The following is a 14,591-nucleotide window of genomic DNA, read 5'->3' as shown; positions in this document are numbered from 1 at the left end:
GACACCGATCGAGGAACGCGCCGTGAGCCGAACCGAATCCGTGGACGATCTCGTGGAGCGTTTCTACACGGTCGTCCGGCTGCCCCACGATCCGTTCGCGAAGGCGTTCCTCAATCGGTGCCGTTCCCACACGCTCAAGGCCTGCGGGCGGTTCTACAAGTACTTCCAGTGCGGCAGCGGCCCCACCGTCCTGCTCGTCCACGGCCTCAACACCAATCTGGGCAGCATGGTGACGATCGCCGAGGAACTCCTCGCCCAGGGCTACCGGGTGGTGCTCTTCGACGTGCCGCCGCACGGCGAGGCGCTGGGCGGCACGGCCGACCCCGCGGAGATACGGGCCGTGCTGCGCGCCCTGTACGCCAGGCTGTCCGGCCTGCACGCGGTGGTCTGCCACTCGATGGGCGGGCTGTGGGCCCTGACGGCGTGGGAGGCCGGGGTGGCCGGCCGTGCGATGGTCTCGATCTCCTCGCCGCCCTCCACCCGGTTCCTGGTCGAGCGCTTCGCCGAGATGAACGGCCTCGACGACGACCGGGTCCGGGCGGTGGCCGAGGAGATCGAGAGACGGTTCGGCGCGACGGTGTGGGAGGAGTACTCGGCGCTCTCGGCCGTCCGGACGATCGAGGAGCCCGGACTCGTCATCCATGGCACGGCCGACGATCACGTGCCCGTGGCACACGCCGTGCGCCTGCACGCGAACTGGCGGAACTCCACGCTCCAACTCGTCGAAGGAGCCGGTCATTTCGACATGGTGGAGTCGCCCGAGGTACGGAAAGTCGTCTCCGCCTACCTGCGCGGTCTTGAAGATCCGCCATCGTGAGGACACGGTCAGGAAGACACCGTCGTGAGGACGCCGTCTCGGCCGTGCAGAAAAGACCGTTCCGAAGAACCGGAACAGAACCGGAGTAAGGGGCAATCCATTGGACACCGACACCACGGAAAAGCTGCGCCGACTGGCCTTCACGCCGATGCGGACGCAGCCTCCGAACGCGACCCGGCCGATCCTGGATCAGGCCGCCAAGGAGGTCGAGGTCGTCGACGGCGGCAAGGTGGTCCATTACCTGTGGGGCGCGGGAGAGCGGCGGATCCTGCTGGTCCACGGCTGGGCGGGCAACGCGGGCCACCTGACCGTCCTGGCGCAGGCGCTCGTCCGGGCAGGCTGCGCGGTGGTCGTCGCCGACCTTCCGGGCCACGGCGAGTCCGAGGGTGCGGAGTCCTCCGTCATCCACTTCGCGCGGGCGGTCGAGGCAGCCCACGAGCGGTTCGGCCCCTTCCACGCCGTCGTCGCCCACTCCCTCGGCGCAGCGGCCACGACGCTGGCCATGTCACACGGACTCACGCCGGAGCGGGCGGTGTTCGTCAACCCCATCAGCAGTTACACGAGCCTGTGGCGCCGCTCCGGCGAGGTGATGCAGGTGACGCCCGAGGCGATCGCACTGGTCCGCGCCCGTGCGCAGGAATGGCTCGGCGTCTCCTTCGACGCCATCGAACCGGCCCTGGCCGCACCGGGGTTCACGAGCCGGCTGCTCGTCGTCCACGACGAGAACGACCCGGAGTCTCCGATCACCGACAGCGAGGCGCTGGTGGCGGCCTGGGGGCAGGCCGAGCTGATGCGGGTGCGCGACCTGGGCCACACCAAGGTGCTGCGCGACGAGGCCGTCATCCGGCGCGCCGTCGACTTCCTGACGGGCGACCCCGCCGGCGACGGCTCCGCGGACGGCGTCGGCGCGGCGGACGGCGGAGTCCCGGGCCGATGACGCCGCTCCTGGCCGCGCACGTGGTCGCCGCGCTCGGCGCCTTCCTGGCCTTCGGGTTCCTGGGGCGCGTTCTCGCCCGCCGGATCGGGCAGCCCGGCGTCGTCGGCGAGATCGCCTTCGGCATGCTGCTCGGTCCGGCGGTCCTCGGCCTGGCGGGGCCGGGGGCGCAGGCCGTCCTGCTGCCGGCCGATGTGCTGGGACCACTGCGCGATCTCGGGCACGCGGGGCTCGTCCTGTTCCTCGTGGGCGTGGCCCACGAACTGCGGCTCGACGCCTCCCGCATCAGGGACAGGGCCGTCGGCTGGACGGCGCTCGGCACCTTCGTGCCGTCCCTGGCGGCCGGCGCGGCGTTCGGCGCCTGCCTCGTCCGGTACGGCGGGCCCTCCTTGCGGGGGACCGCGCCGACCGCCGCGTTCGTGCTGCTCCTCGCCACGGCGATGGCGGTGTCGGCGGTGCCCGTCCTGGCGCGGGTGCTCGCCGACCGCGGTCTGACGGCCACCCGCGCCGGGCGGCTCTCGCTGACCTCGGCGGCGCTCGTCGACGCCGTCGCGTGGCTCCTCCTGGCCGTGGTGGTGGGCATCGCCACACCCGGCTCGAACGGTATGTGGAGCGCGGTCGTCGTGCTGGTGGTGGGGGCGCTGGCGGCGACCGTGGGGCGCCGTCTGCTGAAGGCGCCATGGGCACAACGCCTGTGCGCCCGCCGTCCCTGGCTCATCACGGTGGTCCTGGGCGTCTGTGTGCTCCGGGCCGCGGACGGGGCGGAGTCCCATGGACTCACCGCGATCTTCGGCGCGTTCGTGGTGGGTCTCATGATCCCGCCGGGCTCACCGCACTGGGACGCACCGGTCCGCAGGGTGTCCACGCTCGGCCTGTGGCTGGTGCCGGTCTTCTTCATCGCCACGGGCCTGCAGGTGTGGCGGGCTTCCGGCGGGATCCCCTGGCCGGTGGCGATCGCCGCGACCGCGCTGGCCGTCGTATCCAAGATCGGCGGCGGTTACGCGGTCTCCCGCCTGGGCGGCGAGGAGCGCACGGAGGCGCTCCGTGTCGCCGTCATGCTCAACACCCGCGGGCTCACCGAGATCGTCCTGCTCCAGGTCGGGTACAGCGCGAAGGTGCTCACCCCCGGGCTGTACCTGGCGCTGCTGGTGACGGCGGTGGTCACCACCTCGATGACCGGTCCGCTCCTGTCCCTGATGGAGCGCCACGAGCGGGCGCCGGCGCCCGGCACGACCCCCGGCCCGAGCACGCCCTGCCTGAGCACGCCCTGCCCGAGCACACCCAGCCCGAGCACGCCCGGCTGACGGACGCTCGGTGCGGGCTCCGCGCTCGGCTGGTGCCGTGGTGACGCGGCCCTCCGCGGGAGTGAGGGCTTCGGCGCCGGTCGCCGCCGAACGTGGCCCTGATCCGCGAGGCCACCCCGGCGGACGGGCGGTCGCCGCCCCGTCAGCCGTGCCCCGGCGACGGGTTCGAGGAGCGGCCCTCGCACAGCGCCGTCCGGATCGCGGATGTCATGTCGGCGTTCTGGGCGCCGGTGTTGCCCGGGTAGAGGTTCACCATGACCGTCGCCTGCCGGCCGCCGGCCGTCGCGGCCCCCGCGGTCTCGTAACCGGGGATGCCGCCGTCGTGCCCCCAGGCGAGGCCGCCGCAGGGCAGGGGGTGGCTCTCCAGGCCGAGGCCGTAGGCCCCGCCGTCCGTACTGCCGGTCGGACGCGTCCGCATCATCTGGCGGAGCTGGGCCGGGTGCAGCAGCCTGCCGCGCAGGAGCGCGTCCAGGAAACGGTCGAAGTCGGCGGCGCTGGAGATCATGGAGCCGCTGGAACCCGCCACCGTGGGGTTGAGCGCGGTGATGTCCATCGGCGGTGCGTCCTTCGCCGTTCTGGCGTAGCCGCGCGCGTGCGGCCCGGGGATCTCCGAGCCGTCGCCCGGAACGGACGTCCGGCGCAGGCCGAGCGGTCCGATGACGCGCCGGCGGATCTCGTCACCGTACGGATGCCCGGTCACCCGCTCGATGAGCATGCCTGCGAGGAGGTAACCCGTGTTGGAATAGCGCCAGTTGGTGCCGGGTTCGAAGTCCGGGGCGTGGGCGAGGGCGAGCCGCACGAGGGCGCGCGGGTCGTAGTGCGTCAGCGGGGCGCGGAGGACGTCCTCCGGTTCGATGTGGTCGAGGTAGTCCGGGATGCCGCTGGTGTGCTGGAGGAGTTGACGGACCGTGATGCGTCGTCCGTCGTTGCCGTGGCCGCGTACGACGCCGGGCAGATAGCGCTCCACGGGCGTGTCGAGGGCCACCCGGCCCTCCCCCACCAGTTGGAGCACGACCGTCGCCACGAACGGCTTGGTCAGGCTGCCGATCCGGAACCGGCTGTCCGCGCGCATCGGGGTGTCGCTCTGCACGTCGGCGAGGCCGCTGCTCAGGACGGCGCCGTCCGGCTCGCCGCCGAGCGCGAGGACAGCGCCGGGACCGCCGTCCCGCGTGGTCAGCCGGTGCAGGAGCGCGCGGACGGGGGTGTGATCGGCGGCGTGACCGCCCACGGCGGCCCGGTCCTTCGTGGCGTGCACCGGGGTGGTGGGCCGCGCGGCGCTCCGCCGGGCCGGTGCGCCGTCGCCCCGCTCGCAGGCCGCCCCGCCGGCCACCGCGGCGACCGCTACCCCGGCCACGGCGAACAGGACGCCCCACATGCGTCGGAATCGGGCCATGTGTGCGTCCTCGTGGTGCGTGCCGTCATGGTGCCGGGCCACACCCATGGTGTCCGGAGACAGGCCGGCCGCGCCAGGGGTGCCGCCAGGACCGGGGTGAGGACAACCCCCGGCCGGCGTGGGCCGACGTCACCGCGCGGAGTCGACGCGGCGCCGGCCGCGGCGCTCGCGATCGGCTAGTGGCCCGGGGAATGCGGACCCTGGCCCTTCAGCAGGGCGCAGACGAAGTCTTCCTCGACGGCACGCAGGTGTGCCAGCAGGTCCGGGTTCGAGCCCTGGTTCACCTGCGACGTGACGGAGACGGTGAGGCTCCGACGGCCGTCCGGGGTGCCCACGCCGAGCTGGGTGTACCCGGCGGTGTTGCCGGTGTGCCCGTACACCACCCCGCACCGGGTGGTGTACTTGAAGATCGCGAGCCCGGCCTTGTTGGTACCGGGGCCGGCCGGCTCGGAGGCTCCGTCGACGAAGGTCCGCTGCTGCCTGCGGGTCGCGTCACCGATCAGCGTGCCGCCCGCGTAGGCGGCCATGAACGTGTTGAAGTCCGCCGGAGTGGAGACCAGGCCGCCCGAGGCCCAGGAACCGGAGGCGCCGAACAAGGTGGAGACGTCCTCAGTCGGGGCTCCGGGCTCGACGTCGTAGCCGTGCAGGTAGGGCTCGGGCAGGCGGTAGCCGGCCGGGAGGCTGGTCCCGGTGAGCCCCAGCGGCCGGTAGACCTTCGAGGCCAGCAGGTCCTCGTAGCGCTGCCCGGTCACGGCCTCGGCCATCAGGGCCACGGCGATGTTGTCGGAGTTGGAGTACTGGAAGCGGGAGCCGGGGGCGAATTCCAGGTCCTCGTCGGCGACGAAGTCGAGCAGGTGCCGGGAGTCGAACACATGGTGCGGATCGGCCCTGATCACGTCGATGAAGTCCGGTGCGGCGCTGTAGTCCGGCAGACCGCTGGTGTGGTTCAGGAGCTGACGCAGCGTCACCGAGCCCCAGGCGTCCGGCAGGGTGGGGAGCCGTTTGGCGAGGGTGTCGTCCAGGGAGAGCATTCCGCAGTCGACCAGGCGCAGCGCGACGGCGCCGCTGAAGGCCTTCGCGGCGCTGGCCAGGCGCATGTGGTCGGTGGCGCGCGGCGGCCGGTTGGTGCCGAGTTCGGCCACGCCGGCCTGCACGACCCGTACGCGATCTCCGTCCCTCAGCACCGCGATGGCGCCGGGCGGCCCGTCCGGCCGCTCGACCAGCTCGCGCAGCCGGGCCCGGAGCGCGCCGTCACCGTCGGTTCGGGGTGCGGCCCCGGCCGGGCCGGCCAGCGCCAGTGAGGCGGTGAGCAGCGCGACGATCACGTGCCCGCCGCGGCGGGGCAACGGCAGACGACGGTGACTCAGTGACACGACGGCCTCCTGACGACGGTGGAGCGGGAACGGCTGCTGCTCCGGCCGCCGAACCGGGGCCGCCGGTTGGCCATGCATCACCTGTCGGCGGCCGCCCGAAACGCCCCGTCCCCCGAAGTGACCCGCCCAGCGGAGCGCGTGGGCACCCGGCCGTCATGAGCGGCCGGGCCGACAGCCCGTCCGACGGCCTGTTCGACGGCCCGTCCGGCCACCGGCGTTCACCGGCGCCCCCGGGGCGGGCCGACCGCGGCCCCGCGCCCTCTCGAGCCCCCGCCGCTAGGCGGTGCGGGCGAGCTTCCTCAGCACGTCCTGGGCCCTCTCGCCCTCGCGGACCCCGTCGACGACGGCCTGGTGGTAGGAGCGGCTGTCCTCCTCGGAGTGGCAGGGCACGGGGCTGCCGACGAGCGTGTACCAGTCGGCGGCGCCCGAGTACTGCACGGCGAGGTCAGCCTCGTGCCCCGACCAGGTGGTGTGGATGGTCAGGTCCCCCTGCATCGGGCCGAACTCCTCGGCCTGTACGACGCCGGGGAGGACATGGATGCCCACGGTGGTCCAAGATGCCCAGGTCATGGTGTTCCCTCGGTTCGGAGGAGCTCGGGCCGGGACCCGGGCCGGTGTCTCAAGTCTGACCTCTCACGACGATCCGCCCACCCGGGACACACGGGCCGCTTCCACCCGCCGGCGGCCGCACGCGTCGCCTGGGCCGCGTGAGGCCTGTCCAGGTGGGGCGGGTTCCCTTCGGATGTCGGGTGGTTCCTCCCGGATGACGGGCGGGTTCCCTTCGAAGGGCGGACGGCCGCACACGCCCCGCGCCGCTCGGAGGGCTCGCCACCTCAACTCACCTCATGCTGAACGACGTTGCACTCGGGCGTCACGGCAGGTCCTCGCGCCCCCAGTCCGGCTCGGGCTCCGGCCCGGTGTCGGGCGGCGTCCGTCTGCGGCGCAGTCCCACCCTCACCGACCCGATGACCGCCTTGCCCAGCACCGCCAGCAGGATCAGGTCCACGATCATCTGCACGCTGGTCAGGCCCCGGGCGGCCTCACTGGTGGGCACGATGTCGCCGAAGCCGACGGTCACGAACACCGAGATGGTGAAATACAGCGCGGCGGTCCGGGTCAGCGGCTCCGAGAAGGATCCCGGGACGTCATGGCCGAGCAGGAAGTACGTGGCGGAGAACAGCACCAGGAAGAGCGGCACGGTGGTGGCCATCGTCTCGATGGCACGAAACCACGGGTAGGCCGCGCGGGTGATGGTTCCGAGCTGCCACACGAGCAGCCACCCGAACACGACCAGCGCCCCCAGGAGCATCACCACCGTGCCCACGCCCACTCCCCAGTCGAGTGGCGCCACGTAATACAGAACCGTCACCAGGGCCGCCGTGATCAGGGCGCGCACCACATGAGCCGCGCGGGACAGGCGCGACATGCGACGGGCGCTGCGGCCTGCACGTTCCATAGGGCGCTCCCGCGATGCGTGACGAAGGGTTTGCGAGGCCTTACGAGCTCTTACGCCCCAGGAAAATCATCCGCCGCCGGTCCGGCCACCCCTCTCAAGCGCGGTGGCCCGGCCGGCCCCACCGGCGACGCGTGATCACGTCGGCGCCCACAGACGCCTCCTGGGTCACGAACCTCCCTCCGACGCGGGGGGCGAAACCGGTTGCGCGGGCTCGGACGACCCGGGCGGCTTCGACGACGCGGGCGACTTCTGCGCCGCGGAGGCGGGGGGTTGCGAGGCGGGCGACGACGGGGGCTGCGAGGCGGGCGACGAGGGGGGCTGCGAGGAGGGCGGGGCGGACGGCGGGACCGACGTGGGCGGGCAGGAGCTCTCCGAGAGCGAATCGCACGGCGGCGGGCTGCCCGTCGAGGACGACTCGTCGGGGGACGGCGAGCCGGGCGGGCGTGAGGACGGGGCGGTCACCGGCGGCTTCGTCTTCGTGTCGCCGGTGCCCGCCGTGTCGCCCTTGTGCCGTGCGAACCAGCCGCCGCTGTCCGGGTCGTACACGACGAACTCCTTCACCACCTGCGCGGCGGGCGCCACGACCACGACGTTCGACGAGGTGTACCCGGGCCACGCCTGTCCCGTCCGCTTCGGCGTGCCCTTCTGCGCCACGGGCGGCAGCAACGGATTGCCGCAGGCGCAGCGCACCCGGGGAACCCCGCGGTCGTCGACCAGCACCGCGGTGCCGGCCTGCAGCACGGCCTGGTAGCTGGTGGGGGCACCGTCGCGGTAGCCGTGGTTGGTCACGCGGGTGTCGAACCGCAGCTGCACGGGCGTGAGCGCGCGCAGATAGCCGGGGACGCCGGACGGTTCGATGTCGAGCACGGAGGCGAACGCCTTGTTCCTGGCCGGGTCCTTCCGGAGAGCGCCGATCTGCTTCTCCACGTCGCAGCTGCCGACCTTCCGCGTTCCGCCGTAGAGGCCGGGTGCGGCGCCGTCGACTCCGCGCGTCACGTTGGCCGAGGCCGACGAGCTCGGCAGCGCGCTCGGAGAAGCCGGCGTCGAGTCCCCACGGGCCGTCGACTCGGTGAAGGGGTCGGGCCCCGTCCTTCCCGCGGGCTGGAGGAGCACCTCACCACCGGCCTGCGACGAGCCGTCGGGGCGGGTCAGGACGATGGTCACCACCACCGCCGCGACCACGACGGCGGCGATCGCCGCGACGCGGGGCGCGGACCTCCACCACGGCCGGCCCCGCCCGGGGCTCGCACCGGAGCCCTTGTCCGGCTCCTGGGGCCCGTCGCCGCGCCCGCCGCCGCCCGGCCCGCTCGGCGGGCCGCCGCTCGGCGGCCCCGACGGCCGCTCGGCCCCCGGAGGGGGCGTCGCACCGGCGCGGGTCGCGCCCGCCTGGGTGTCGCCCGCCCCGGAGGGGCTCGGCTGCGAGGGGCCCGAAAGTGGGCCCGAAGGCGGTCCTGTGGGGCGTCCTGACGACGGCGGTTCGACGCTCACGAACACTTCTTCCCTGCGTAGGCGGGACCTGGAGGAGAGGGATCTGGTGGCGGCTGGTCCGGTGGAGGGGATCTGGTGCGAAGGGATGCGCGGTGTGCGTTTTATCCCTTTGCGCGCCCATTGTGTGCATCGGCTCCCGGGGGCCCGCAAGCTGACGCGGTCGGCCCTCCCGACGGGCGGGCCGGTCCGGCGCTGCTTAGCGTGACAACGTGAGCGAGCAGACACCGCCCCGGCGGACAGCGGCGCAACGCGCGGAACAGGGGCGACGGGCGCCGCATGGCTGGCCCCACGCCCTGGTGGCCGTGTTCGCCTCCCTGGTGGCCATGGCCGTCGTCGCCGGACTCGGCCTGTGGGCCGCAGGCGCCGGTGACCTGCCCGGCGGAGCGTTCCCGAGTGTCGTGGCGGCCGTCGTCGTGATGGCGGTCGGGGGTTCGGTGGGGCTTTCCGGTGACGCCGGGACGATCGCCGAGACGAACGCCGGGCTCTCCGTGCTCCCGCTCTCCGTCAGTCTCGCCGGGGCTCTGGCGATCGCCGCCGGATTCCTCCGGCCGCTGCGGCACCGGGCCGTCGCCGACGCGAGGGAACTCGCCGGCTGGGCCGCCCGGATCGCGGCGCTCTGGCTCCTGCTCCTCATCGGCCTCGGCCTCATGGCCAGGCACCGCTTCACGATCTCGCTCGGGGACGGCCCCGCCGGCGACATCGGCGGCATCCTGGACGCCTCGCCCAAGGTCGGATTCGAGACCGACGTGCCGCTGACCCTCCTCTTCGGTCTGCTGTGGCTCGCGGGCGTCGTCGTCGTGGTCCTGCTCGTATCGCGGCGGGCGCCGCTCCCCGCCCGCCTGCTGCGCTTCCAGGAGTCGGTACGGCCCGCGGCCTTCGCCATGGTGGTCCTGCTGCTGGCCTACGTCGCCCTGGGGCTCGTCGTCGGCCTCGTCGTGGCGGCGACGCAAGGGCATACCGCCGAGACGTTCGCGGTCCTGCTGCTCGGGCTGCCCAACCTCGTCTGGCTCGCCCTCACCCTCGGCCTCGGCGCGTCCTGGGAGGGCCGGGTGAACGGACCGTTCGGGCTGCCCATGCCGCGGGTCCTCGACGAGGTGCTGCGCACACCGGACGACGCCACGCTCAGCCTGAGGACGCTCGCCGACCACGACGGCCGGGCGTGGGTGCTGCTTGTCGTCGCGGCGGTCCTGGTGCTGTGCGCCGCGTTCTTGACGGCGGCCCGGTCCCCGGCGCGGATGCGGGCCTGGCAGCACGCCGTGCACATGGCGGTGGCGCTGACTCTCACGGTCCTCGCCGTCTGCCTTCTCGCCGGCGTGTCCGCCCACGCCGGCCTCTCGCTCCTCGGCATCGGGGATCTCGGCGGCGGTCTGTCCGGCCTGGTGGAGCTGCGGCCGCAGCTGTGGCGGGCCCTGCTCCTGGCCGTGGCCTGGGGCCTGGTCTCGGGGTTCCTCGGCGGCCTGTGCGCGCGGCGGGTGCACCGGCGGGGCGAGGTGGATCCCGCCTGAGCGGGGCGCGGGTCAGCCGTTCAGGCCCCGGAAGACCGGCCGGGCCCAGCGGGGCGGCTCGGGAGGCGCGCCGGGACCGGCCGGCATTCCCACGACATGGCGGTCCACCCGTGTCGCGGGGTGGCCCGTCGCGGCGCCCGCCGTGGCCGCGGCCCGCAGCGCGGCGGTGAATGCGAGGCAGGAGCCGTACCGGTCCTCGGGGCTCTTGGCCAGCGCCCGCGCGAGGACCCCGTCGAGGGCGGCGGCGACACCGGGTCGTTCCTGCGTCAGGCGGGGCGGCTCGTCGTACTGATGGGCCCACAGGAGGGCGATGTCGTCGTCGCGCCGGAACGGCGGCCCGCCCGCCATGGTCTCGTACACGACACAGGCGAGGCTGTAGACATCGCATCGGCCGTCCACCGGCCGGCCCGATATCTGCTCCGGGGCCACGTAGTCGAGGGTGCCGACGAACTGGCCCACGGTCGTGAACCCGGTCAGCGAGAGCGACTTCTTCGTGAGGCCGAAGTCCGTGAGGTAGGCGTGCTCCGGATGGTCGCTGTCCGTGCCCTTGGCCACGAGGATGTTGCCGGGTTTGACGTCGCGGTGGACGAGCCCGTGGTCGTGCGCCGCGTCGAGCGCTGACGCGACCTGCGTGGCGATGCGGAGGGCGGCGGTGACGGAGAGCGGGCCCGTGTGGTCGAGCAGATGGCGCAGATCGCGGCCGGGGACGTACCGCATGGCGATGTAGAGCACCCCGTCCGTCTCCCCCGCCTCGAAGACCGGCACGATGTGCGGGTGCTCGATCGAGGCGGCCACGCGTGACTCGTACGTGAAGCGCTGCCGGAAGGTGTCGTTGCGGGCGAGTTCGGGCGCGAGAAGCTTGAGGGCGACGGTCCGGTCGAGGCGCAGGTCCTTGGCGCGGTAGACGACGGCCATGCCGCCCCGGCCGATCTCACCCTCGATCCGGTAGCCCGCGATCTGCTTCCCGATCAGCTCGGAGGGCCGCCCGGAGTGCGGGCCCGTGCCGGGCTCCCCCGGTACGGGTGCCATCAGCCGTCACCGGGCCGGAGCGGAGGCGCGGGATCTGCCGCCGCCTCGACCACTCGCGTCTCCCCCGGCCCCGCCCCGCCGCCGTCACCGTCGTCGGCCGCGCCCGGCACGGCCGGGACGACGGCGGTGGGTTCCTCGACGGGCGAACGGGCCCCCGACCCGACCACCCGCGTCGCTTCCGGCCCGGCGGGCCCCTCCCCGCCACCGACCTCCACACCCTCGCCAGCGCGCTCTCCCGCCCCGGCTCCCTCGACGCTCGGCCCCTCCCCCGCCGCGTACGTGGTGAGCCGCGCCCCGTCGCAGTACACCCACCGCTCGTGTTCGGCGTCGTACAGCCATACCGATTCGCCGTCCACGACCACCCCCACCCGCAGTCCGCGCGTCCGGCGCCGGAAGGACTGGCCGTCGGCGCTGCCGCCCACCAGGTCCTCCGTCGCGCGCCGGTAGCCGGCGACCGCGTCCTCGGCCCTGGCAAGCAGCGGGCGCGGGTCGGCCGTGCGGGTCAGCGGCCCGCCCGCGCCCGGCGGATCCCGCGGCACCGCGAGCAGGAGCCGGCCGTCGACCCATGCCGACCAGCCGTTGGCGCAGACGATCCGGCCCCAGTCGCCGAGCCGGTCGACCAGTTGCACGGGCAGCAGCGCGTCCAGCGGCGTCGTCGGACCGTCGACGTCCGGTGCCTCCCAGGCGGGCAGCCCGTCCTGGGGGACGACATGTGTGGGGCGGAAGTCCGCAGTGGTCATCGCCGGTGCTCCTACTTCCGCATGACGGCGGGTTCGTGGCGGCGCAGCAGCCTCGCGACCGCGTATCCGAAGACGAGCGAGAGCACGACGAGCATGCCCATGTTGAGCAGCCAGACCCCCGCGGAGTGCGCGAACAGCGGGTCGGTGGTCAGGTCCCCCGGGACGATCCTGCCGAGGCCGATGGTCCCCGCCATGGCGCCGAGCGCCCAGCGCGACGGCACGAGCCACGCGAGCTGTTCCACACCGGGCACCCCGTTCAGTTTCAGGAGTGCGCCGCAGAACACGACTTGGACGATGGCGAGGAGCACGAGCAGCGGCATCGTCACCTCCTCCTTGCGCACGAGCGCCGATACGAGGAGTCCCAGCATCATGGCGGTGAACGCCAGCAGGGCCACCGCCAAGGCGACTTCCGCCAGCGGCGGCAGGAGCACGCCTTTGCCGCCGGGTGCGTTGAGATCGACACCGAGCAGGGCGACCAGGGTCAGAACGACGGCCTGCAGCACGGTGATCGTTCCCAGTACGACGACCTTGGACATCAGGTACGCCGATCTGGACAGCCCCACCGCTCGTTCTCGCCGGTAGATGACGCGCTCCTTGACCAGCTCACGGACCGCGTTGGCGGCACCGGTCAGGACTCCGCCCACGCAGAGGATGAGCAGCGCGTTCATCGCCGTCTCCTGCGTCAGCCGGCTCCCCGCGAGGGCGCGCGCCATGGCGCCCATCACGAACGGCAGCGCGATCATGATCGCGAGGAACGTCCGGTCCGCGCCGAGCGCGGCCGCGTATCGCCTTACCAGGGTGCGCAGTTGGGATCCCCAGCTCTGCGGCTTCGGCGGCGGCGTGAAGGGCGCGGGCGCCGGGTCGCCGGTCCGCGCCGGCGGCCCGGGGAACGGCTGCACGGAGGAGTTGGCGATGTACCGCTGGTGGAACGGCGATTCCCGGTAGTCCCGCGCCCAGTCCCGGTCACGGTCCCCCTCGAAGGCTTCGAACGCCTCCGGCCACTGGGTGAAGCCGAAGAACAGGAGCGCGTCGTGGGGCGGTCCGTAGTAGGCGATCCTGCCGCCCGCGGCGAGCACCAGGAGCCGGTCGCACACGTCGAGGCTGAGCACGCTGTGCGTGACGACGATGACCGTGCGGCCGTCGTCGGCCAGGCCGCGCAGCATGTGCATCACCGAGCGGTCCATGCCGGGGTCGAGCCCGGACGTCGGCTCGTCGAGGAAGAGCAGCGACGGTTTCGTCAGCAGTTCGAGTGCGACGCTGACGCGCTTGCGCTGGCCGCCGGAGAGGCTGTGGATGGGCTGGTCGACGCGTTGTTCCAGGCCGAGTTCGCGGATGACCTCGTCGACTCTGGCCTGGCGTTCCGCCTTCTCGGTGTCTTGGGGAAAACGGAGTTCGGCTGCGTATCCGAGGGCGCGGCGCACGGTCAGCTGGGCGTGCAGGATGTCGTCCTGCGGTACGAGACCGATGCGCTGGCGGAGTTCCGCGTAGTCGCGGTAGAGGTCGCGGCCGTCGTAGAGGACGGTGCCGCCGTCAGCGGGACGCAGCCCGGTGAGAGCGTTGAGCAGGGTGGACTTCCCCGCGCCGCTGGGCCCGACGACGGCCAGCAGACACTTCTCGCCCACGGGGAAGGACACCTGGTCGAGGAGCGTCTTGCGGCCGCGGTCGACGGTGACCGTCAGGTCCTGGACGTCGAGCGACACCTCGCCCGTGTCGACGTACTCCTGCAGCTCGTCCCCCACGAGGCAGTAGGCACGGTGGCCGACGCCGACGATGTCCCCCGGCGCGACCGGTGCGCGGGCCACCGGCTGGCCGTTGAGGTAGGTGCCGTTGTGGCTGCCGACGTCGACGATCTCGTACGTGCCGTCCGCGAGGACCCGCAGTTCGGCGTGCCGGCGGGAGACGAGCAGGTCGTCGATGACCACGTCGTTGTCGTCGGCGCGGCCGATGCGGACCGTGCGGGCGGGCAACGGGCGCACGGTCGTCGGCTGCCGGAACGTGCCCGTGGCCGAGGGCATGCTGACGGAGGACGGACGCTCGGCGGGCACCGGCTCGGCAGGAGCACGGCCGACGAGCACCGCTCGGGGGCCGTCCGTGACGTTGCCGAAGCGGATGACGCTGCCCGGCCCGATGTCCCACTCCTGGATGCGCCGTCCGTCGGCGTACGTGCCGTTGGTGCTGTGCTCGTCCTCGATCGTCCAGTGATCGAACTCGGCATGGAGGACGGCGTGATGCCACGAGACGCGGGCGTCGTCGAGGACGATGTCGCCCGAAGGGTCGCGCCCCACGTGATAGTCCCGGCTCGGACTCATCACCGTGGAGCCGGTGTCCGTCTCCAGGACGAGTTCGGGCGCGGTCGCCGCACGGGGCCGCCACTCTCCCATGACCCGAATTCTACCCATTCGCCCGCGTTCCCGCCTGGGCCGAGGGCGGCCGCGCGCTCTCGGCCGGGGCGGGCACGGGGGCGGATCCCCGCCGGAGCCGGCCCACACCGGCGTCCGTCCGGCGAAAGACCTGGCTCACACCCTCGCCCGCGAGCTTTCCGGCATCCTCTC

At 73.2% G+C, this 14,591-nt stretch carries 12 protein-coding genes; 4 read left to right on the top strand and 8 right to left on the bottom strand.

Features of this window, described 5'->3' with window-relative positions:
* Positions 1 to 22 precede the first annotated feature (22 nt).
* The 3 genes from OG432_RS31255 to OG432_RS31245 all read left to right on the top strand — a co-directional run bounded on the left by OG432_RS31255 (position 23) and on the right by OG432_RS31245 (position 3,055).
* Entirely contained in the window at positions 23 to 817 is a 795-nt protein-coding gene (locus tag OG432_RS31255) for an alpha/beta fold hydrolase (protein WP_328314309.1), read from the top strand.
* Between the two features lie 100 nt (positions 818 to 917).
* Positions 918 to 1,754, top strand: a complete 837-nt coding sequence (locus OG432_RS31250) for an alpha/beta hydrolase (RefSeq protein ID WP_328314308.1) — start codon at positions 918 to 920, stop codon at positions 1,752 to 1,754.
* Positions 1,751 to 3,055, top strand: a complete 1,305-nt coding sequence (locus OG432_RS31245) for a cation:proton antiporter (RefSeq protein ID WP_328314307.1) — start codon at positions 1,751 to 1,753, stop codon at positions 3,053 to 3,055. Before OG432_RS31250 ends, OG432_RS31245 begins: the two co-directional genes overlap by 4 nt.
* 142 nt (positions 3,056 to 3,197) lie before the next feature.
* Here OG432_RS31245 and OG432_RS31240 read toward each other — a convergent pair whose 3' ends face one another.
* From OG432_RS31240 to OG432_RS31220, 5 genes are all read right to left on the bottom strand, one after another.
* Positions 3,198 to 4,448 carry a serine hydrolase domain-containing protein gene (locus OG432_RS31240; protein WP_328314306.1) on the bottom strand — a complete coding sequence of 417 codons (1,251 nt, stop codon included), beginning with the start codon at positions 4,446 to 4,448 and terminating at the stop codon, positions 3,198 to 3,200.
* A gap of 176 nt (positions 4,449 to 4,624) precedes the next feature.
* Positions 4,625 to 5,815, bottom strand: a complete 1,191-nt coding sequence (locus OG432_RS31235; protein WP_443058618.1) for a serine hydrolase domain-containing protein — start codon at positions 5,813 to 5,815, stop codon at positions 4,625 to 4,627.
* A 282-nt stretch (positions 5,816 to 6,097) separates the two neighbouring features.
* Positions 6,098 to 6,391: a hypothetical protein gene (locus OG432_RS31230; protein WP_328314304.1), complete on the bottom strand. Its 294-nt coding sequence runs from the start codon at positions 6,389 to 6,391 to the stop codon at positions 6,098 to 6,100.
* Between the two features lie 301 nt (positions 6,392 to 6,692).
* A complete protein-coding gene (locus OG432_RS31225) occupies positions 6,693 to 7,277 on the bottom strand; it encodes a potassium channel family protein (protein WP_328314303.1) in 585 nt (194 codons plus the stop codon).
* 165 nt (positions 7,278 to 7,442) lie between these two features.
* Complete coding sequence (locus tag OG432_RS31220; protein ID WP_328314302.1) at positions 7,443 to 8,765, bottom strand: DUF6777 domain-containing protein; 1,323 nt, start codon at positions 8,763 to 8,765, stop codon at positions 7,443 to 7,445.
* A 323-nt stretch (positions 8,766 to 9,088) separates the two neighbouring features.
* On the opposite strand from OG432_RS31220, the gene OG432_RS31215 reads away from it, so the two are divergent.
* Positions 9,089 to 10,270: a streptophobe family protein gene (locus OG432_RS31215; protein WP_328315315.1), complete on the top strand. Its 1,182-nt coding sequence runs from the start codon at positions 9,089 to 9,091 to the stop codon at positions 10,268 to 10,270.
* Positions 10,271 to 10,282: 12 nt separating this feature from the next.
* Here the strand turns inward: OG432_RS31215 and OG432_RS31210 are convergent, their stop codons facing one another.
* Genes OG432_RS31210 through OG432_RS31200 form a run of 3 tightly spaced genes read right to left on the bottom strand, consistent with a single transcriptional unit; the run spans position 10,283 to position 14,420 of the window.
* Positions 10,283 to 11,299 (bottom strand): serine/threonine-protein kinase, encoded by a 1,017-nt coding sequence (locus OG432_RS31210; protein WP_328314301.1) that lies wholly within the window; start codon positions 11,297 to 11,299, stop codon positions 10,283 to 10,285.
* Positions 11,299 to 12,039 carry a hypothetical protein gene (locus OG432_RS31205; RefSeq protein ID WP_328314300.1) on the bottom strand — a complete coding sequence of 247 codons (741 nt, stop codon included), beginning with the start codon at positions 12,037 to 12,039 and terminating at the stop codon, positions 11,299 to 11,301. Before OG432_RS31205 ends, OG432_RS31210 begins: the two co-directional genes overlap by 1 nt.
* 11 nt (positions 12,040 to 12,050) lie before the next feature.
* Positions 12,051 to 14,420 (bottom strand): ABC transporter ATP-binding protein/permease, encoded by a 2,370-nt coding sequence (locus tag OG432_RS31200; protein WP_328314299.1) that lies wholly within the window; start codon positions 14,418 to 14,420, stop codon positions 12,051 to 12,053.
* Positions 14,421 to 14,591: the final 171 nt, after the last annotated feature.

It is taken from the genome of Streptomyces sp. NBC_00442 (genome assembly GCF_036014195.1).
In the GTDB taxonomy this organism is placed as follows: Bacteria; Actinomycetota; Actinomycetes; order Streptomycetales; family Streptomycetaceae; genus Streptomyces.
The sequence above is the reverse complement of the archived record's forward strand: the minus strand, read 5'-3'. Positions and strand labels throughout refer to the sequence as shown.

What these genes read in the sequence shown, in the direction of transcription:
- OG432_RS31225 (WP_328314303.1), bottom strand. Translation starts at nt 7,277, where the DNA reads ATGGAACGTGCAGGCCGCAGCGCCCGTCGCATGTCGCGCCTGTCCCGC.
- OG432_RS31215 (WP_328315315.1), top strand. Translation starts at nt 9,089, where the DNA reads ATGGCCGTCGTCGCCGGACTCGGCCTGTGGGCCGCAGGCGCCGGTGAC.
- OG432_RS31245 (WP_328314307.1), top strand. Translation starts at nt 1,751, where the DNA reads ATGACGCCGCTCCTGGCCGCGCACGTGGTCGCCGCGCTCGGCGCCTTC.
- OG432_RS31240 (WP_328314306.1), bottom strand. Translation starts at nt 4,448, where the DNA reads ATGGCCCGATTCCGACGCATGTGGGGCGTCCTGTTCGCCGTGGCCGGG.
- OG432_RS31200 (WP_328314299.1), bottom strand. Translation starts at nt 14,420, where the DNA reads ATGGGAGAGTGGCGGCCCCGTGCGGCGACCGCGCCCGAACTCGTCCTG.
- OG432_RS31230 (WP_328314304.1), bottom strand. Translation starts at nt 6,391, where the DNA reads ATGACCTGGGCATCTTGGACCACCGTGGGCATCCATGTCCTCCCCGGC.
- OG432_RS31205 (WP_328314300.1), bottom strand. Translation starts at nt 12,039, where the DNA reads ATGACCACTGCGGACTTCCGCCCCACACATGTCGTCCCCCAGGACGGG.
- OG432_RS31210 (WP_328314301.1), bottom strand. Translation starts at nt 11,299, where the DNA reads ATGGCACCCGTACCGGGGGAGCCCGGCACGGGCCCGCACTCCGGGCGG.